Genomic DNA, 18,800 nt, shown 5'->3' with positions numbered 1-18,800 from the left:
AGTTAAGTATTTAATGCGTAAATTATCTTTAAAAAATCATGAAAATTCTTCTTACTGGAGCCAATGGTTATATTGGCATGCGCTTACTTCCTTTACTTATAGAGATGGAACACGAAGTCATTTGTGCGGTAAGAAGTGCAAGCCGATTTTCTATAGAAAAAGAAGTACTTGAAAAAATTGAGATTGTAGAAATAGATTTTTTAGAAGAAGTTGACAACAACTTACTTCCCAAAGATATTGATGTTGCCTACTATTTAATTCATTCTATGACTGGCTCTACTACAGATTTTGATGATCTAGAAGAAAAGTCTGCACTTAACTTTAATGCTTATCTAGAAAATCTTTCCGTAAAGCAAGTAATTTATCTTACTGGAATGGTGAATGAAGATGAAATGTCAAAACATTTGCAGTCTAGAAAGAAAGTAGGAGATATACTTTCACAAGGAAATTTTCACCTCACTTGCCTACAAGCTGGTATTATTGTAGGCTCTGGTAGCTCTTCATTTGAAATCATCAGAGATTTATGTGAAAAATTACCTGTCATGATCACTCCGCGTTGGGTAAATACGAAGACACAGCCTATTGCCATTAGAAATGTATTAGACTTCTTGACACTTAGCATAGGAAACGAAAAAACCTATGACGACTCATTTGACATTTCGGGTTCAGATGTGATGACCTATAAAACGATGATGTTAGAATACTGTAAGATTAGAGGTTTAAACCTGCATATAGTTGGCGTTCCTTTTTTATCTCCAAAACTATCCTCTTACTGGTTGTACTTTATGACTTCAACCTCATATATGCTAGCTGCTAATTTAGTAGATAGTATGAAAATTGAAGTGGTCTCAAAAGATAATAGATTAGAAAAAATGTTAGGTATACAACCTTTAACTTATACAGAAGCCATTAAAGCTGCCTTCGATAAAATTGAACAAAATCAGGTTTTATCGAGCTGGAAAGACTCTAGAGTTAGCGGTAGATTTACGAGCGACCTCAATAAATATATCAAGGTTCCCACACATGGATGTTTAATTGATCGGCAAGAAATGAAAAGCGATAACCCTAAAGCTTCATTAGAGAAAATATGGAGTATTGGCGGAAAAAAGGGATGGTATTACGGAAATAAGCTATGGAAATTTCGTGGTTTTTTAGATAAACTATTTGGAGGTGTTGGTTTAAGAAGAGGAAGAACCCATCCTAATAAAATTTTTACTGGAGATTCATTAGACTTTTGGCGCGTACTATTAGCCGATAAAGATGAAAAACGTTTATTACTTTTTGCCGAGATGAAAGTACCTGGTGAAGCTTGGTTAGAATTTTATATAGATGAGAACAATATCGTACATCAAACAGCCACCTTTAGGCCCAAAGGAATATGGGGTAGATTATATTGGTACAGCATGCTTCCGTTTCATTATTTTATCTTTGCAGGAATGCTAGAACGTATTGCTAAAAGTTAAATGAAAAACCGAATATTAAATTACATAAAAGAGAACACCCTACTTTGCTTTTCATTTATAAGCATTGTTTTTCTATCCTTATGTATTTTAATTAATCCTCAAAATTTTTACCAACTCATAGAAAGTTATTCGGTAAGTATTAGAAATTACTTTGGTGTTTTTTATTTATGGCTGGGCTTAGCTTGTGTAGTGTTTCTAATAGTTATTGCCATTTCGCCTTTTGGAAAAAAAAGGCTAGGAGGTTCTTCACCCGAATATAATTTTTGGTCTTGGACAGCCATGTTATACAGTGCCGGGATGGGTGCAGGTATTTTACTGCGAGCCGTTCAAGAACCTGTATATATGCAACAAAACCCACCTTTACAGACTTCTACCTCTTCAGAAATTATTGCTTTAGAATATACCTTTTATCAATGGGGATTCACTGCTTGGGCTTTCTATACTTTTTTTGCTCTCATTATAGGTTATTACGTTTACATGAAAAATAAAACTATTTTATTAAGTAATAGTTTTTCAGTCAACGATTACAGCAAAGTAACCCGCGGTGTAGATTATCTAACCGTTATGACTACTGTAATTGGAGTTGTAGCTGCCATTGCTTTAGGCACCACTCAAATAGAAGGAGGTTTACAATTTCTTTTTAAAAATAAAGTTTCTAACTATGGTTATATTTTTACATTTTTAATATTCATCTTAGCTTTTATTTCCGTCTATCGCGGAATTCATAAAGGCATCAAAAAAATCTCAAATCTCAATATTACAATAACCATTTTATTACTGGTTTTCATATTGTTGAAAAGTGATATTGGTCAAATTTTTCATAACTTTTTTACCGCTACTTATCATTACATCATAGATTTTATTCCGCTAAGTTTAGCATTAGGAGATCACAATCCTGGAAAAGAATTCTTAACCGATTGGACTTATTACTATTGGGCATTTTGGTTGTCTTGGGCTCCGTTTACCGGAATTTTTATCGCCCGAATTTCTAAAGGAAGAACGGTAAGACAGCTTATTTTTGGGGGCTTATTTTTGCCATGTTTAGGAAGTTTTTTATGGTTCTCCACCTTTGGGACCTCTGCCTTTCAAATCATTGATAATTGGGGTGTCTATAATGAAGAATTTGGTAATGTATTTACTTCGCTATTTGTGTTTCTAAGGGAATATCCGCTTAGCAGTGTAACCTCTCTAGTCACGATTTTGCTTTTGGTGGGCTTTCTAGTCACTTCAGTAGATAGTGCTATTTTTGTCCTTAGTATGTTTACCGATAAAGGAAAAGAAAACCCAAAGAAATCTCACCGACTTCTTTGGGCTATTGCATTATTCTTATTCACGGAGACTATACTAATACTCGCTAGTTACTCTGCCGCTGAAAATGTTCTTACTGCGATGCAAAAACTTCTAATTATTACTTCTTTGCCCTTTGCATTCTTAAGCGTTTTAATTGCTATTAATTTTACAAAAAGTATTTTGAAAAAAAGCTAAATTAAGCCTCTATTTTTGGTAAAAATACTTCTGCCATCATACAGCGAGCACTACCACCTCCAAGGGTTTCTATAGTTTCTAGATCACTGCTCAAAATTTCACAATGCTTTTCGATGGCGTCAATTTGTTTTGCATTAAGGCTTTTGTGAGCACTTGCACTCATTACTAAGTATTTCTTATCGAATACGCCTTTAACTTGCAACATATTGCCTGCAAAATTATGCATTTGAGCTTCGGTGATAGAGATGATTTCTTTACCATCCTCCTTTAAGCTCGCAATAAGTTTTTTACGTTCTTTTTTATCATCGATCGTATCTAAACAAATCACTGCAAAATTTTCGGCCAAACACATCATTACATTGGTATGATAAATGGCTTTACGTTCACCATTTACGGTTTGATTAGCAGTAAAGACAACTGGCATATATTCAAAATCTTCACAAAACTCAATGAATAAATCTTCATTAGCTCTTTCCGATAAGGCGCAATATGCTTTTTCATTTGCCCTATCTAACAATAAACTTCCCGTGCCTTCTAAAAAAACATTTTCATCTTCTCCTGCAGTATAATCTAATATATTATTAATAGTAAATCCTTTTTCTTCTAGGCTTGCTAAAATATCTTCACGGCGCTCTCTTCTCCTATTTTCAGCAAACATAGGATAAAGTCCGATATTTCCATTTTCATGAAAAGAAACCCAATTATTAGGAAATATTGAATCTGGCGTGTCATTTTCTTTAATATCATCAACTACAATAACCTCTACTCCTACTTTCCTAAGCTTACTAACAAAAGTGTCAAACTCCTTCTGAGCTTTTATTGTAATCGCTTCATTTTCTTCTTCTATAGACTTCTGAAAATAATTATTTACAGCAGTCTCTTCATTCATCCTAAAATTAACAGGACGAATCATTAATATACTATTGGTGATTTGTTTCATTGTATTCTTTTTGGGCGTTCGAGCGGGCTTTTCACTATATCTTTTTCTTGAAAAAAGAAAAAGGATGTCGTTACAATCCCTAACGCATTAATCTCTTATTAACGGTAAAGTTGAACAGCGTAATAGACCTTCCTGTTTAGAAATTTCTGCATACGGAACCTCTTCTACCGTGATACCCTGTGCCCTTAACCAAGCGTTTAATTTTGTAAAATTCTTTTCTGAAATCACTACATCTTCAGCTATAGAGAAAATATTACTATTCATAGCATACATTTGGTCGCTATCTATTTCAAAAACATTTTCTTTTCCGTAGAAATTAACTAACCATTCATATTCATTCTCATTTAAAAATCCGTTTTTATGAATAATAGCTTTATTTTTCCCAACCGGCTGAAAACAACAATCTAAATGCAAGGCATTTAATCTAGGATCGGTTGAAGATTTACGTAAATTAAAAGATTTCACTGTCTTGTTTGGAAACATTTCCTGTAAAGCATTTACAGCCTTCATATTGGTTCTTGCCGTAATGTAATTGCTGTAATCGCTTTCTCTATAAGTCCCTACAAAAATATAGTCTCCTATTGGCATAACATCACCTCCTTCAATATGATGATCTTCAGGAAAACGGTGAACTTTCTTCGGATCTATTTGATCGATTACATACTGTATAGCATCAATTTCTCTTTCTCTATCGGGTAAGATATTAGCTTTAAAAAATATATCATCAATTACAAAACCTATATCTCTAGTGAAAATTTGATTGTAATCTTCAATTTGTTCTGGTCGATATATTTTAACTTCATACTTTTCTAATACATCTCTAACCGCTGTCATTTCTTCTACCATATCTTTTTCTAAAGGGTAGGTTCCCGCTTTTATATATTCAGCAGATTTAGGATCGTAGGCTTCTTCTAATGTTGGCGTTGGTCCATTGCTGTTGGCTAAGCCCAAAATAACGGCCCTAAGCCGCGAAGTTTCGTTGGTAATATGAAGTTTTAACATAATTTCAAATTTTTACAAATATAAAAAAAGCTTCATATCTCTATGAAGCTTTTAACTTTACTTACTGCAAGTGATTATCTTTTAGAGATATCTTTAAAATCTCTTAGATTCTCTCCTGTATAAACTTGTCTTGGACGTCCAATTGGTTCTTTTTCTAAACGCATTTCTCTCCATTGAGCGATCCATCCTGGCAATCTACCCAAAGCAAACATTACCGTAAACATTTCGGTAGGAATACCCAATGCTCTATAAATAATTCCTGAATAGAAATCTACGTTAGGATATAATTTTCTATCAACGAAGTAGCTATCTTCTAAAGCTTCTTTCTCCAAACCTTTAGCGATATCTAAAACAGGATCTTCAACTCCTAATTGATTTAAAACATCATCTGCAGATTTCTTAATGATTTTTGCACGAGGGTCAAAGTTCTTATAAACACGATGACCGAATCCCATTAAACGGAATGGATCCTCCTTATCTTTAGCTTTACCCATATACTTTTTAGTATCTCCACCATCTTGTTTAATACCCTCAAGCATTTCAATCACCGCTTGGTTGGCACCTCCGTGAAGTGGTCCCCAAAGAGCAGAAATACCAGCAGATATTGAAGCAAATAGACCGGCGTGAGAAGAACCTACGATTCTAACAGTAGAAGTTGAACAGTTTTGTTCGTGATCTGCGTGTAAGATCAATAATTTATTTAATGCTGAAGAAACAACAGGATCTACTTCGTAGTTCTCATGTGGCTTCTTAAACATCATTTTTAATATATTGTCAACATAACCTAAAGAACTATCTCCATAATCTAGAGGCTGTCCGTTTTTCTTTCTTAATGTCCAAGCAACTAAAACTGGAAACTTAGCTAATAATTTAATAATAGCATTATACATTTCTTCATCTGAATCTACATTAACTGCACTTGGATTAAACGCAATTAAGGCACTCGTTAACGAAGATAAAACTCCCATGGGATGAGCCGATTTAGGAAAACCATCTAAGATTTTCTTCATTTCTTCATCTACATGAGATTCTTTCTTTATGTCTTTATATAATTTATCTAATTGATCTTGTGTTGGTAATTCTCCAAAAATCAATAAGTATGCTACTTCTAAAAAACTAGCTTTATCTGCTAATTCCTCAATAGAATATCCACGGTAACGTAAAATCCCTTCTTCTCCATTTAAAAAGGTTATTGCACTTTTACACGATCCTGTGTTTTTATAACCTGGATCTAAAGTAATTAAGCCTCCTGTATCTCCACGTAAAGATTTAATCTCGATGGCAACCTCATTCTCGGTTCCTACAACAACTGGAAAGTCATATTTTTTCCCGTCTAATTCTATAGTAGCTGTCTTTGACATATGTATAATATAATTTTTAATTTTAAGTGCTGCTAATTTACAAAAAATAGTATTAATTTTAAGACAAATCTCATTGTAAATTTGAGTGTGAACCCCTTATTGTTGTTAATTTAATCTTAATTTAATACATAAAAAAAAGCTTCACCAAATGGTGAAGCTTTTTTACTTATTTATATACTAAAAATTAGATCTTAAAAGCTCCTTTTTTCGGATAAAAAGCTACATCACCCAACTCTTCTTCAATACGTAATAATTGATTGTATTTTGACATACGATCACTTCTTGAAGCTGAACCTGTTTTAATTTGACCTGTATTTAAGGCCACAGCTAAATCTGCTATAGTATTATCTTCAGTTTCTCCAGATCTGTGTGACATTACAGATGTATATCCTGCATTGTGAGCCATATTTACCGCTGCAATGGTTTCGGTTAATGTTCCTATCTGATTCACTTTGATTAAGATTGAATTAGCTATATTCTCTTTGATACCTTTTTGCAAACGTTCTACATTGGTCACAAATAAATCGTCTCCCACTAATTGTACTTTATCACCAACTTTTTCAGTTAAAATTCTCCAACCTTCCCAATCATTTTCATCCATTCCATCTTCAATAGAAATAATAGGGTATTGTTGAGATAATTCGGTTAAGTATTGAGCTTGCTCTTCGCTAGTTCTTACTTCTCCTCCTTCTCCTTCAAATTTCTTGTAGTTGTATTTTCCACCTTCATAAAATTCCGCAGCAGCGCAATCTAAAGCTATCATAATTTCTGTACCAAAAGAGTAACCTGCATTTTCTACAGCTAATTTAATACTATCTAAAGCATCTTCGGTACCGTTAAGGGTTGGAGCAAAACCTCCTTCATCTCCTACAGCAGTACTTAAATTTCTATCGTGTAATACCTTTTTTAGTTGATGAAAAATCTCTGAACCCATTTTTAAAGCTTCCGTAAAGTATTCTGCTAAAACTGGCATAATCATAAACTCTTGAAAAGCGATAGGAGCATCACTATGAGAACCTCCATTAATTATGTTCATCATCGGTACAGGAAGTGTTTTTGCACTCACCCCACCAACATAGCGATATAACGGTAAACCTAGCTCGTTAGCGGCAGCTTTTGCTACAGCAAGAGAAACTCCTAAAATAGCATTGGCTCCCAATTTAGATTTGTTTGGGGTGCCATCTAAATCTATCATCAATTGATCAATTGCAGCTTGCTCAAATACTGAATGTCCTAGCAAATGGTTTGCAATATCTATATTTACATTTTCAACAGCTTTTAAAACTCCTTTCCCTAGGTAGTCTTTTCCACCATCTCTTAACTCAACTGCTTCATGCTCTCCCGTAGAGGCACCAGAAGGCACAGCTGCTCTTCCCATTATTCCGTTTTCAGTAATTACATCTACTTCTACTGTTGGATTACCACGAGAATCAAAAATTTGTCTTGCGTGAATTTCTATAATTAAACTCATATTCTTGTTGTTATGATATGTCTACAAATTAATACATTCTTAGAAAAACTAAGCTTTAGACTGATTTATATTTTCTATAAATTGATCGAATAAATAAGATGCATCGTGAGGTCCCGGACTTGCTTCTGGATGATATTGCACAGAAAAACAATTTTTATTTTTCATTCTTAAACCTGCGACTGTATCATCATTAAGATGTAAATGCGTAATTTCTAAATTTTCATTTGCCTCTAATTCTTCTTTATTAACAGCGAAACCGTGATTTTGCGAAGTAACCTCTCCTTTACCTGTTACCAGATTTTTTACAGGATGATTTATACCACGATGTCCATTATGCATTTTATAAGTAGAAACTCCGTTAGCTAATGCAATAACCTGATGTCCTAAGCAAATACCAAATAAAGGCTTATCATTTTTTAAGATATTTTTTGCTACTTCTATAGCTTCGCTTAATGGTTCTGGATCTCCAGGGCCGTTAGAAAGAAAGTACCCATTAGGATTCCACTCACTCATTTCTTCGTATGTCGAATTGTATGGAAACACTTTAATATAACAATCTCTACTTGCTAAATTTCTAAGTATATTCTTTTTTATTCCGATATCTAAGGCAGCAATTTTATAAGTTGCATTCTCATTTCCGATAAAATAGGGCTCTTTTGTTGAAACTTTGGATGCTAACTCCAAACCTTTCATGCTTGGTTTATCTGCAAGTTCTTTTTTTAAGGCATCTAAGTCATCAATTTTAGTGCTTATCACAGCATTCATTGCCCCATTATCTCTAATGTAAGCAACTAAGGCTCTAGTATCTACATCTGAAATAGCTAAAAGATTATTTTTCTTTAAGAATTCTTCTAGACTTAAATCTGCCTTGTCTCTAGAATAATTGTAGCTAAAATTTTTACATATTAAACCAGCAATTTTAATATCTTCTGATTCAATTTCTTCGGAATATGTACCGTAGTTACCAATGTGTGCATTCGTGGTAACCATTAGTTGACCGTAATATGAAGGATCTGTAAATATCTCTTGGTATCCTGTCATTCCTGTATTGAAACAAACTTCTCCAAATGAGCTACCTTCTTGGTCACCGATTACTTTTCCCCAAAAAACAGTGCCATCCTCTAATAACAATATGGCTTTCTTACGAATTTGATACTTCATTTTATTTAAATTTATAAATAGGTTAAAAAAAAAGGATAAACTGCGAGAGCTTATCCTTTTTTAAAAATATTTACATAAGAATCATCTTATTCTTCTTCCTTTGATGAGTCTTCTTTTTTAGCAGTTTCTGCAGTAGCTTCTGTAGCATTCCCAGAAGATTTTCCACGTCTACTACGACGAGTAGATTTCTTCTTAGTAGTACCTGAAGTGTTATAGATCTCATTGAAATCTACTAACTCGATCATTGCCATATCTGCATTATCCCCAAGACGATTACCTAACTTGATAATTCTAGTATATCCTCCTGGTCTGTCTCCAACTTTAGGAGCAACATCTCTAAATAATTCTGCTACAGCGTACTTATTACGTAATTTAGAAAAAACAATTCTTCTATTGTGTGTAGTATCTTCTTTAGATTTTGTTACTAAAGGCTCGATAAACTGTTTTAAAGCTTTCGCTTTTGCTACAGTTGTATTGATGCGCTTATGCTCAATTAAAGATCCTGCCATATTTGCAAGCATCGCCTTACGGTGAGCAGTTTTTCTTCCTAAGTGGTTTATTTTTTTTCCGTGTCTCATGACATTTTTATTTAATCATCATCTTGCTACCAAACTCATATTGATGAGGAGCAAAATATGACGTATTAATCTTTATCTAACTTGTATTTTGAAAGATCCATTCCGAAGTTTAATCCTTTTACATTCACTAGTTCTTCTAGTTCTGTTAAAGATTTCTTACCGAAGTTACGGAATTTCATTAAATCATTTTTATTATAAGAAACTAGGTCTCCTAAGGTATCTACTTCTGCAGCTTTTAAACAGTTAAGAGCTCTTACAGATAAGTCTAAATCTACTAATTTAGTCTTAAGTAATTGACGCATATGTAAAGATTCCTCATCATATGTTTCAGTTTGAGCAATTTCATCCGCTTCAAGCGTAATTCTCTCATCAGAGAATAACATAAAGTGATGTATTAAGATTTTAGCAGCTTCGGTTAGTGCATCTTTAGGATGAATAGATCCATCTGTAACGATTTCGAAAACTAATTTTTCGTAATCTGTTTTTTGCTCTACACGAAAGTTCTCAATGCTATACTTAACATTTTTTATAGGCGTATAAATAGAGTCCGTATAAATAGTTCCTAATGGTGCATTACCTTTTTTATTCTCTTCAGCAGGCACATAACCTCTACCTTTATCGATAGTAAGTTCTATATTAAGATTTACGCTTTTCTCTAAATTACAAATTACTAAATCTGGATTTAATACTTGAAATCCAGAAATGAATTTTTGGAAATCACCAGCAGTAACTTGATCTTTACCTGATAATGAAATAGTAACCGTTTCATTATCTATATCTTCTATTTGTCTTTTGAAACGAACTTGCTTCAAATTCAAAATAATTTCTGTAACATCTTCTACAACGCCAGAGATAGTAGAAAACTCGTGATCTACTCCTTCTACACGTACTGAAGTGATTGCGAATCCTTCAAGAGAGGATAACAGTACTCTTCTTAAAGCGTTACCAACAGTTAATCCGTAACCCGGTTCTAAAGGACGAAATTCAAATTTGCCTTCAAACTCGGTTGAATCAATCATGATAACTTTATCGGGCTTCTGAAAATTTAGTATTGCCATATTTTGAGTTCTGTCAATTAAATTATTTCGAATATAATTCGACGATAAATTGTTCGTTTATATTTTCTGGAATTTGAATTCTAGAAGGAATAGATACATAAGTACCTTCTTTCTTTTCTGTATTCCAAGTAATCCACTCATATACTGCACTAGAGTTCTCTAATGAAGATTGAATAGCTGTTAAAGATTTTGATTTCTCTCTTACTCCTACAACATCACCTGCCTTTAATTGGTAAGAAGGAATGTTAACGATTTCACCGTTAACTGTAATATGTCTATGAGAAACTAATTGTCTTGCTCCACTTCTAGATGGAGAAACCCCCATTCTAAATACTACATTGTCTAAACGCGATTCACAAAGTTGTAATAATACCTCACCGGTAATACCTTGTGCGCTAGTGGCCTTTTTAAACATATTTCTAAACTGACGCTCCAATATACCATAAGTATATTTAGCTTTTTGCTTTTCCATTAACTGGATAGCATATTCAGATTTTTTACCACGGCGTCTGTTGTTACCGTGCTGACCTGGAGGATAATTTCTTTTTTCAAAAGATTTATCATCTCCAAAAATAGCTTCTCCGAATTTACGTGCTATTTTAGTTTTTGGACCAGTATATCTTGCCATTTAATTTAATTTTTAGAAGGTGATTATGAATTAAGGTCTTAATATTAATCCTTCGATAATCTTAGTCTCCCTCTTAGTTTATACTTTTAAAATTATACTCTACGTCTCTTAGGAGGACGACATCCGTTATGTGGAATTGGAGTGATATCGATAATCTCTGTCACTTCTACTCCAGCATTGTGAATAGATCTAATAGCAGATTCTCTACCGTTACCAGGTCCCTTCACATAAACTTTAACTTTTCTAAGTCCAGCTTCTTGCGCTACTTTCGTTGCATCTTCTGCAGCTAATTGAGCAGCGTAAGGAGTATTTTTCTTACTTCCTCTAAAGCCCATTTTTCCTGCTGAAGACCAAGAAATAACATCACCACCTTTATTAGTTAAAGAAACGATGATGTTATTGAAAGAAGCTGTAATATGCGCTTCTCCAAAAGACTCAACGATTACTTTACGTTTTTTATTTGTTGACTTTGCCATGGTTAATTATTATTTAGTTGCTTTTTTCTTGTTTGCAACTGTTTTTCTTTTTCCTTTACGTGTTCTAGAGTTATTCTTAGTACGCTGACCTCTAAGTGGCAAACCTACCCTATGTCTAATCCCTCTATAACAACCGATATCCATCAAACGCTTGATGCTTAATTGAACCTCAGAACGTAATTCTCCTTCAATTGTGTAACTACCAACAGCTTCACGTATTCTTCCGATTTCATCATCAGACCAATCTGAAACTTTTGTACTCTCATCAACTTTGGCATTCTTAAGGATTTCTTGAGCCCTGCTTTTGCCAATTCCGAAGATATAGGTTAATGCTATAACTCCTCGCTTTTGTTTTGGTATATCAACACCTGCTATTCTTGCCATAATTAGCCTTGTCTTTGTTTAAATCTAGGATTCTTTTTGTTAATAACGTAAAGTCTACCTTTTCTGCGAACAATCTTGCAGTCGGCACTTCTTTTCTTTATTGATGCTCTTACTTTCATCTTTTTTGATTTTATCCGATTAGTAATTAATTTACTTTAAAAGGATTACTAATATTTTTTTCAGCACGCAAAAGTAATAAAAAAAAATTTAATAATCGATAAATCGAAAATTTAGTATCTATAGGTTATTCGAGCCTTAGTTAAATCGTAAGGACTCATTTCCAATTTTACTTTATCTCCAGGTAACAACTTAATGTAGTGCATACGCATCTTTCCCGAGATATGAGCGGTCACAATGTGACCATTTTCTAGTTCTACACGGAACATTGCATTAGATAATGCTTCTACAATGCTTCCGTCTTGTTCTATTGCTGGTTGTTTTGCCATAATTAAGCTACTGCTTTTCTATTTTTTCCAGATTTCATTAAACCATCATAATGCCTATTAAGCAAATACGAGTTTACTTGTTGAATGGTATCTATCGCAACACCTACCATAATTAATAACGACGTTCCTCCGAAGAATAGAGCCCAACCTTGCTGCACTCCTAAAGAGACAACTATTGCTGGGAATATAGCTATTAGAGCTAAAAATACAGAACCAGGCAAAGTAATTTGCGACATAATGCGATCTAAATATTCACCAGTTTCCGTACCAGGTCTTATCCCTGGAATAAATCCACCGCTTCTTTTTAAATCATCTGCCATTTTATTAGTAGGAACAGTAATTGCAGTATAGAAGTATGTAAATATGATAATCAATAATGCAAAAACTAAGTTATACCAAAATCCAAAAATATTATTAAACGCTGCAGTTACACCTTGTGCCATTTCTGAGTCTGAAAGACCAGCAACAGCGGCAGGGATAAACATAATTGCCTGAGCAAAGATGATTGGCATTACACCTGATGCATTTAATTTTAATGGAATGAATTGTCTAGCTCCACCAAATATATTTTTTTCATATCCTCCAGTAGCGTTTCTACGAGCATATTGTACCGGTATTTGCCTTACAGCCATTACTAACATTACCGAAGCAAAGATAATAGCAAACCAAATAGCCAATTCAATTAAGATCATAATCAAACCACCGTTAGACTCTGTAACACGAGATTGTATTTCTTGTAAAAAAGCTTGAGGAAGTGTGGCTATAATACCAACCATAATCAATAAAGAAATACCATTTCCAATACCTTTATCTGTAATACGCTCCCCTAACCACATTGCGAAAATACATCCTGTAGTTAAGATGATAACCGACGAAACAACAAAACTTACAGAATCTCCTAATAAGAATGCAGAATCTGGCAAAGTAGCAAACAGATTATAAATATAACCAGGCCCTTGAACCAAAGTAATTGCAATGGTAAGCCATCTTGTAATTTGGTTAATTTTCTTTCTACCACTTTCTCCTTCTTTTTGCAGCTTTTGCAAATAAGGAACTGCTATTCCCATTAATTGCACAACAATTGAAGCAGAGATATAAGGCATAATCCCCAATGCAAAAATGGAGGCATTAGAAAATGCTCCTCCTGTAAAGGCATTAAGTAACCCTAATAAACCACCATCAGTTTGATTAGCTAAATCTGCTAATTGAGACGCATCGATCCCGGGAAGAACCACTTGTGTACCAAAACGATAAACAAGTAAAAGCCCAAAAGTAATCATGATACGATTTTTGAGCTCTTCTATCTTCCAAATATTTTTTATTGTTTCAAAAAATTTCATTCTAAACTTGTTATAAGGTTATAGCTTCTCCTCCTGCAGCTTCAATAGCTTTTTGAGCAGATGCTGTGAACTTGTGTGCAGAAACTTTTAATTTCGCTTTAAGCTCTCCTCTACCTAATATTTTAACTAACTCGTTTTTTCTTGCTAAACGGTTTTCAACAAGAGTGTCCATATCGATAGAATCTGTAATTTTTCCATCATCTACTAACTTTTGAAGCGTATCTAGATTTACACCTTGATACTCTTTTCTATTAATGTTAGTAAAACCAAATTTAGGAACTCTTCTTTGAAGTGGCATTTGCCCTCCTTCGAAACCTATTTTCTTAGAATATCCAGAACGAGATTTAGCCCCTTTGTGACCACGCGTAGCTGTTCCTCCTTTACCAGAACCCTCACCACGACCTACTCGTTTGTTATTTCCTTGAACTGAACCTTTTGCAGGTTTTAAGTTATTTAATTCCATTTGTTCGTTTATTTTGCTTCTTCTACAGAAACTAAATGATTAACTTTATTTATCATTCCAAGGATATTGGCTGTATCGTCATGCTCAACAGTTTGTCCAATTTTCTTTAAACCTAAAGCCTCTAAAGTAAGCTTTTGATTCTTGGTACGATTAATAGCACTTTTTACTTTAGTTACTTTTATCTTTCCCATTTTATCCTTGAATTATCCGTTAAAAACCTTATCTAATGATACCCCACGTTGCTTAGCTACAGTTTCTGCACTTCTTAATTGAAGTAATGCATCAAAAGTTGCTTTTACAACATTATGAGGGTTAGAAGAACCTTGATTCTTAGAAAGTACATCATGTACTCCTACAGATTCTAATACCGCACGTATAGCTCCACCTGCAATTACTCCGGTACCTGTTGCTGCTGGAAGCAATAAAACTCTAGCACCACCATATTTACCTTTTTGCTCGTGAGGAAGTGTTCCTTTATTTAAAGGAATACGAACTAAATTCTTTTTAGCATCTTCTACTGCTTTAGCAATTGCTTCTGCTACTTCTTTAGACTTTCCTAAACCTTGACCTACAACACCATTTTCATCACCTACAACAACAATTGCAGAAAAGCCAAAAGCTCTACCACCTTTTGTTACCTTAGTAACACGTTGTACTCCAACTAAACGATCTTTTAAATCTAAGCCACTTGGTTTAACAAGTTCTACGTTTTTATAATCTTGATACATATCTTTTAGAATTTAAGTCCTCCTTCGCGAGCACCTTCTGCTAATGATTTAACTCTACCGTGGTATAAATACCCACCTCTATCGAAAGTAATGGTTTCTACACCAGCTTTAATTGCTTTTTCAGCAATTAATTTCCCAACAGCTTGTGATACTTCATTTTTAGTACCTTCTGTTGTAACACCTTTATCTCTTGAAGAAGCTGCTGCAATAGTTTTACCATTTACATCATCGATTACTTGAGCATAAATTTCTTTATTACTTCTGTAAACAGACAATCTTGGTCTAGCCTCAGTTCCCGAAAGGTTTTTTCGGATTCTTCTTTTGATTTTATTTCTTCTCTTTTCTTTTGAAAATGCCATAACTACACTATTAAGCTGATTTACCTGCTTTTCTTCTAATTTGCTCTCCTACAAACTTGATACCTTTTCCTTTGTAAGGTTCTGGCGTACGGAAAGAACGAATTTTTGCTGCTACCTGACCAACTAATTGTTTGTCAAAAGAAGTTAATTTTATAACTGGATTCTTACCTTTTTCAGTAATTGTTTCCACTTTTACTTCTGGAGCTAAATCTATCACAATATTATGTGAAAAACCAACAGCTAAATCTAATTTTTGTCCTTGGTTAGAAGCTCTATATCCTACCCCTACCAATTCTAGTTCCTTAGTGAATCCCTCAGAAACACCCTTTACCATATTTTGAATTAAAGCTCTATAAAGACCATGCTTTGCTTTGAAATTCTTCTTTTCAGAAGATCTTTCTAAGATTACTTCGTTCTCTTCAACTTTAATATCTATATCAGAAAAGCTTTGGTTTAACTCTCCTAACTTTCCTTTTACAGTTACAACACCATCATTTACGTTTACCGTAACTCCTTCTGGAATTGAAACTGGACTTTTACCTATTCTTGACATAATTTTTGTCTTTTAAATATTAGTAAACGTAACAAAGTACTTCACCACCAACTTTTTCTTTCTTAGCTTGCTTACCTGTCATTACTCCGTGAGAAGTAGAAATGATAGCAATACCTAATCCATTCAAAATTCTAGGAAGCTCATCTGATCCTGCGTATTTACGCAATCCAGGTTTACTTATTCTTTGTAACTTCTTAATTACAGACTCTTTAGTTTCTTTATCATACTTAAGAGCTATTTTGATAGTACCTTGAGCGGTTTCATCTTCAAATTTGTAACTAAGGATATATCCTTGATCGAATAATATCTTCGTCATTTGCTTCTTTAAATTAGAAGCAGGAATTTCTACAACTCTATGACTAGCAGCCACAGCGTTTCTAATTCTTGTTAAATAATCTGCAATAGGATCTGTATTCATCTATCTTAATTTACGGTTGTGGTTTTCATGTTAGAACCTTCAACCTATTTATAATTTTACCAGCTGGCTTTTTTTACACCAGGAATTAATCCCTTATTAGCCATTTCTCTAAACATTACACGAGAAAGACCAAATTGTCTCATATATCCCTTTGGTCTACCTGTTAATTTACAACGGTTGTGTAAACGTACAGGAGAGGCATTTTTAGGTAATTTTTGTAACGCTTCATAATCACCAGCTTCTTTTAAAGCTTCGCGTTTTTCAGCATATTTTTTTACCGTTTTTTGTCTCTTCACCTCACGGGCTTTCATTGATTCTTTAGCCATAATTAGTTCTTTTTAAAAGGTAATCCCAGTTCAGTTAACAATGATTTTGCTTCTTTATCTGTTGGTGCAGTCGTTACAAAAGTAATATCCATACCAGAGATTTTATTCACTTTATCGATATTAATTTCTGGGAAAATTATTTGCTCAGTAATTCCTAAGTTATAATTTCCTCTTCCGTCAAATCCAGTAGCTTTTATTCCGCTAAAATCACGTACACGTGGAAGTGAAGCCGTGATTAAACGATCTAAAAACTCATACATGCGATCTCCTCTTAACGTAACTTTTGCCCCAATTGGCATCCCTTTACGTAATTTAAATGAAGCAACATCCTTTTTAGATATTGTAGATACCGCTTTTTGACCTGTAATTGTAGAAAGTTCATCTACAGCATGATCAATTAGCTTTTTATCTGCAACAGCTGCTCCTACACCTCTACTAATAACAATTTTAGTAAGTTTAGGAACCTGCATTACATTCTCGTAACTAAATTCTTCTGTAAGAGCTTTAATGACCTTGTCTTTATACTCTTCTTTAAGTCTTGGTACGTAACTCATAACTAAATTACTTCATTAGATTTTTTAGAAAATCTCACTTTTTTATCTCCTTCCATTTTATATCCTACTCTCGTAGCATTACCATCTTTATCTAATAAAGAAAGGTTTGATATATGGATAGGTGCTTCTTTTTTCACAATGCCTCCTTGCGGATTAGATGCGCTTGGTTTCTCATGTTTTGAGATCATATTCACACCTTCAACAATTGCTTTATTTTTTTCAATTAATACTTTCTGTACTTTACCTTCTTGACCTTTATGATCACCAGCAACTACACGAACAGTATCTCCTGATTTGATTTTAAGCTTTGTCATTTTTTCTGTATTAAAGCACTTCAGGTGCCAATGATACAATCTTCATAAATTGCTTATCACGAAGTTCTCTGGCCACAGGACCAAATACACGTGTTCCTCTCATCTCACCCGTTGGGTTCAATAAAACACAAGCGTTATCATCAAAACGGATATAAGATCCGTCTGGACGACGCACTTCTTTTTTAGTACGAACAACAACCCCTGTAGAAACTGCACCTTTCTTAATGTTTCCATTAGGCGTAGCTTCTTTTACGCTGACAACTACTTTGTCACCAACAGAAGCATATCTCTTCTTTGTACCTCCCAATACTCTAATTACTAAAACTTCTTTAGCGCCGGTATTGTCTGCTACTCTTAATCTAGACTCTTGTTGTACCATAATTACTTCGCTCTTTCAATTATTTCTACCAATCTCCAACATTTAGATTTACTCATAGGTCTTGTTTCCATGATCCTAACTGTATCCCCTTCGTTGCAGTCATTTTTCTCGTCGTGTGCTACGTATTTCTTAGTCTTCAAAACGAACTTCCCATACATTGGGTGTTTCATTTTTTTAACCTCAGAAACCACAATAGATTTCTGCATTTTGTTACTAGTAACAACACCTATACGTTCTTTTCTTAAGTTTCTTTTTTCCATCTTACTTCAGCAGAATTATTGTAATTCTCTTTTTGTGATTTCTGTAGTCAAACGCGCAATAGTCCTTCTTACAGTTCTTAACTGAGCCGGATTATCTAAAGGCGTGATCGCGTGAGCCATCTTTAAATCTCTATAAGATTGTCTAGAGTTAGCCACTTGTTCCTGCAACTCAGCTACAGATAATTCTTTTACTTCTGATTGTTTCATAATTCAAAAATTATTCTTGATAATCTCTAGCTATTATAAATTTTGTTCTTACCGGTAATTTTTGAGCTGCTAAACGCAATGCTTCTTTAGCGATTGCTTGAGGCACCCCTCCAATTTCAAATAAAATTCTTCCCGGCTTAACAACTGCTGCCCAATACTCAACATTACCTTTACCTTTACCCATACGAACCTCTAAAGGCTTTTTAGTAATTGGCTTATCTGGGAAAATTTTGATCCATAGAGATCCTTCCCTTTTCATGTAACGAGTAGCTGCAATACGTGCTGCTTCAATTTGGCGCGCAGTAACAAAATTAGAGTCTAATGATTTGATTCCGAAAGTACCGTTTGAAAGTCTATGCCCTCTTCCAGCATTTCCCTTCATACGACCTTTTTGTTGCTTACGATATTTTGTTCTTTTAGGCTGTAACATTTCTTGTTCTTTAAAA

At 34.1% G+C, this 18,800-nt stretch carries 28 protein-coding genes; 2 read left to right on the top strand and 26 right to left on the bottom strand.

Annotated elements, in window-relative coordinates; translation table 11 throughout:
• Positions 1 to 38: 38 nt before the first annotated feature.
• Positions 39 to 1,463: an SDR family oxidoreductase gene (locus FT986_RS14780; RefSeq protein ID WP_147865712.1), complete on the top strand. Its 1,425-nt coding sequence runs from the start codon at positions 39 to 41 to the stop codon at positions 1,461 to 1,463.
• Positions 1,464 to 2,948, top strand: a complete 1,485-nt coding sequence (locus FT986_RS14775; protein WP_147865711.1) for a BCCT family transporter — start codon at positions 1,464 to 1,466, stop codon at positions 2,946 to 2,948.
• A gap of 1 nt (position 2,949) precedes the next feature.
• Here FT986_RS14775 and ctlX read toward each other — a convergent pair whose 3' ends face one another.
• The 26 genes from ctlX to rplP all read right to left on the bottom strand — a co-directional run bounded on the left by ctlX (position 2,950) and on the right by rplP (position 18,784).
• A complete protein-coding gene (gene ctlX, locus FT986_RS14770) occupies positions 2,950 to 3,888 on the bottom strand; it encodes a citrulline utilization hydrolase CtlX (protein ID WP_147865710.1) in 939 nt (312 codons plus the stop codon).
• 87 nt (positions 3,889 to 3,975) lie between these two features.
• The gene (locus FT986_RS14765) at positions 3,976 to 4,890 is read right to left on the bottom strand and encodes a dimethylarginine dimethylaminohydrolase family protein (protein ID WP_147865709.1); all 915 of its coding nucleotides are present in this window, start codon (positions 4,888 to 4,890) and stop codon (positions 3,976 to 3,978) included.
• Positions 4,891 to 4,964: 74 nt separating this feature from the next.
• Positions 4,965 to 6,251, bottom strand: coding sequence for a citrate synthase (locus tag FT986_RS14760; protein WP_147865708.1), 1,287 nt, complete (start codon positions 6,249 to 6,251; stop codon positions 4,965 to 4,967).
• Between the two features lie 184 nt (positions 6,252 to 6,435).
• A complete protein-coding gene (gene eno / locus FT986_RS14755) occupies positions 6,436 to 7,722 on the bottom strand; it encodes a phosphopyruvate hydratase (RefSeq protein ID WP_147865707.1) in 1,287 nt (428 codons plus the stop codon).
• Between the two features lie 48 nt (positions 7,723 to 7,770).
• On the bottom strand, positions 7,771 to 8,883 hold the full coding sequence (gene carA, locus FT986_RS14750; protein WP_147865706.1) for a glutamine-hydrolyzing carbamoyl-phosphate synthase small subunit: 1,113 nt from the start codon (positions 8,881 to 8,883) through the stop codon (positions 7,771 to 7,773).
• 86 nt (positions 8,884 to 8,969) lie between these two features.
• Positions 8,970 to 9,461 (bottom strand): 50S ribosomal protein L17, encoded by a 492-nt coding sequence (gene rplQ, locus FT986_RS14745; RefSeq protein WP_147865705.1) that lies wholly within the window; start codon positions 9,459 to 9,461, stop codon positions 8,970 to 8,972.
• A 65-nt stretch (positions 9,462 to 9,526) separates the two neighbouring features.
• Positions 9,527 to 10,519 (bottom strand): DNA-directed RNA polymerase subunit alpha, encoded by a 993-nt coding sequence (locus FT986_RS14740; RefSeq protein WP_111541870.1) that lies wholly within the window; start codon positions 10,517 to 10,519, stop codon positions 9,527 to 9,529.
• Positions 10,520 to 10,541: 22 nt separating this feature from the next.
• Positions 10,542 to 11,147, bottom strand: a complete 606-nt coding sequence (rpsD, locus tag FT986_RS14735; RefSeq protein ID WP_111541871.1) for a 30S ribosomal protein S4 — start codon at positions 11,145 to 11,147, stop codon at positions 10,542 to 10,544.
• 92 nt (positions 11,148 to 11,239) lie between these two features.
• The gene (gene rpsK / locus FT986_RS14730; protein ID WP_111541872.1) at positions 11,240 to 11,623 is read right to left on the bottom strand and encodes a 30S ribosomal protein S11; all 384 of its coding nucleotides are present in this window, start codon (positions 11,621 to 11,623) and stop codon (positions 11,240 to 11,242) included.
• A 9-nt stretch (positions 11,624 to 11,632) separates the two neighbouring features.
• A complete protein-coding gene (gene rpsM, locus FT986_RS14725; RefSeq protein ID WP_111541873.1) occupies positions 11,633 to 12,007 on the bottom strand; it encodes a 30S ribosomal protein S13 in 375 nt (124 codons plus the stop codon).
• Between the two features lie 2 nt (positions 12,008 to 12,009).
• Positions 12,010 to 12,126, bottom strand: coding sequence for a type B 50S ribosomal protein L36 (gene ykgO / locus FT986_RS14720; protein WP_010519235.1), 117 nt, complete (start codon positions 12,124 to 12,126; stop codon positions 12,010 to 12,012).
• 111 nt (positions 12,127 to 12,237) lie between these two features.
• Positions 12,238 to 12,453: a translation initiation factor IF-1 gene (gene infA, locus FT986_RS14715; protein ID WP_068589225.1), complete on the bottom strand. Its 216-nt coding sequence runs from the start codon at positions 12,451 to 12,453 to the stop codon at positions 12,238 to 12,240.
• Between the two features lie 2 nt (positions 12,454 to 12,455).
• Positions 12,456 to 13,793, bottom strand: coding sequence for a preprotein translocase subunit SecY (secY, locus tag FT986_RS14710; RefSeq protein ID WP_111541874.1), 1,338 nt, complete (start codon positions 13,791 to 13,793; stop codon positions 12,456 to 12,458).
• A 10-nt stretch (positions 13,794 to 13,803) separates the two neighbouring features.
• Positions 13,804 to 14,256 (bottom strand): 50S ribosomal protein L15, encoded by a 453-nt coding sequence (rplO, locus tag FT986_RS14705; protein ID WP_111541875.1) that lies wholly within the window; start codon positions 14,254 to 14,256, stop codon positions 13,804 to 13,806.
• A gap of 8 nt (positions 14,257 to 14,264) precedes the next feature.
• The gene (gene rpmD / locus FT986_RS14700; protein ID WP_111541876.1) at positions 14,265 to 14,447 is read right to left on the bottom strand and encodes a 50S ribosomal protein L30; all 183 of its coding nucleotides are present in this window, start codon (positions 14,445 to 14,447) and stop codon (positions 14,265 to 14,267) included.
• A 12-nt stretch (positions 14,448 to 14,459) separates the two neighbouring features.
• On the bottom strand, positions 14,460 to 14,984 hold the full coding sequence (rpsE, locus tag FT986_RS14695) for a 30S ribosomal protein S5 (protein WP_111541877.1): 525 nt from the start codon (positions 14,982 to 14,984) through the stop codon (positions 14,460 to 14,462).
• Between the two features lie 5 nt (positions 14,985 to 14,989).
• Complete coding sequence (rplR, locus tag FT986_RS14690; RefSeq protein WP_111541878.1) at positions 14,990 to 15,343, bottom strand: 50S ribosomal protein L18; 354 nt, start codon at positions 15,341 to 15,343, stop codon at positions 14,990 to 14,992.
• A gap of 10 nt (positions 15,344 to 15,353) precedes the next feature.
• Positions 15,354 to 15,896, bottom strand: a complete 543-nt coding sequence (gene rplF / locus FT986_RS14685; protein WP_111541879.1) for a 50S ribosomal protein L6 — start codon at positions 15,894 to 15,896, stop codon at positions 15,354 to 15,356.
• 19 nt (positions 15,897 to 15,915) lie between these two features.
• Positions 15,916 to 16,314 carry a 30S ribosomal protein S8 gene (gene rpsH / locus FT986_RS14680; RefSeq protein WP_111541880.1) on the bottom strand — a complete coding sequence of 133 codons (399 nt, stop codon included), beginning with the start codon at positions 16,312 to 16,314 and terminating at the stop codon, positions 15,916 to 15,918.
• Positions 16,315 to 16,370: 56 nt separating this feature from the next.
• Entirely contained in the window at positions 16,371 to 16,640 is a 270-nt protein-coding gene (rpsN, locus tag FT986_RS14675; RefSeq protein ID WP_111541881.1) for a 30S ribosomal protein S14, read from the bottom strand.
• A gap of 2 nt (positions 16,641 to 16,642) precedes the next feature.
• A complete protein-coding gene (gene rplE / locus FT986_RS14670) occupies positions 16,643 to 17,194 on the bottom strand; it encodes a 50S ribosomal protein L5 (protein WP_147865704.1) in 552 nt (183 codons plus the stop codon).
• A gap of 2 nt (positions 17,195 to 17,196) precedes the next feature.
• Positions 17,197 to 17,508 carry a 50S ribosomal protein L24 gene (gene rplX / locus FT986_RS14665; RefSeq protein ID WP_111541883.1) on the bottom strand — a complete coding sequence of 104 codons (312 nt, stop codon included), beginning with the start codon at positions 17,506 to 17,508 and terminating at the stop codon, positions 17,197 to 17,199.
• A 10-nt stretch (positions 17,509 to 17,518) separates the two neighbouring features.
• Positions 17,519 to 17,887, bottom strand: coding sequence for a 50S ribosomal protein L14 (gene rplN, locus FT986_RS14660; protein ID WP_111541884.1), 369 nt, complete (start codon positions 17,885 to 17,887; stop codon positions 17,519 to 17,521).
• A 2-nt stretch (positions 17,888 to 17,889) separates the two neighbouring features.
• Entirely contained in the window at positions 17,890 to 18,147 is a 258-nt protein-coding gene (gene rpsQ / locus FT986_RS14655; RefSeq protein ID WP_111541885.1) for a 30S ribosomal protein S17, read from the bottom strand.
• Positions 18,148 to 18,162: 15 nt separating this feature from the next.
• On the bottom strand, positions 18,163 to 18,354 hold the full coding sequence (rpmC, locus tag FT986_RS14650; protein ID WP_111541886.1) for a 50S ribosomal protein L29: 192 nt from the start codon (positions 18,352 to 18,354) through the stop codon (positions 18,163 to 18,165).
• A gap of 10 nt (positions 18,355 to 18,364) precedes the next feature.
• Positions 18,365 to 18,784 carry a 50S ribosomal protein L16 gene (gene rplP / locus FT986_RS14645; protein WP_111541887.1) on the bottom strand — a complete coding sequence of 140 codons (420 nt, stop codon included), beginning with the start codon at positions 18,782 to 18,784 and terminating at the stop codon, positions 18,365 to 18,367.
• Between the last annotated feature and the right edge of the window lie 16 nt (positions 18,785 to 18,800).

Origin of the sequence: Mesonia sp. K4-1 (assembly GCF_008017825.1) — a bacterium.
Classification (GTDB): Bacteria; Bacteroidota; Bacteroidia; order Flavobacteriales; family Flavobacteriaceae; genus Mesonia.
This window is presented reverse-complemented; position numbering and strand designations above follow the sequence as displayed.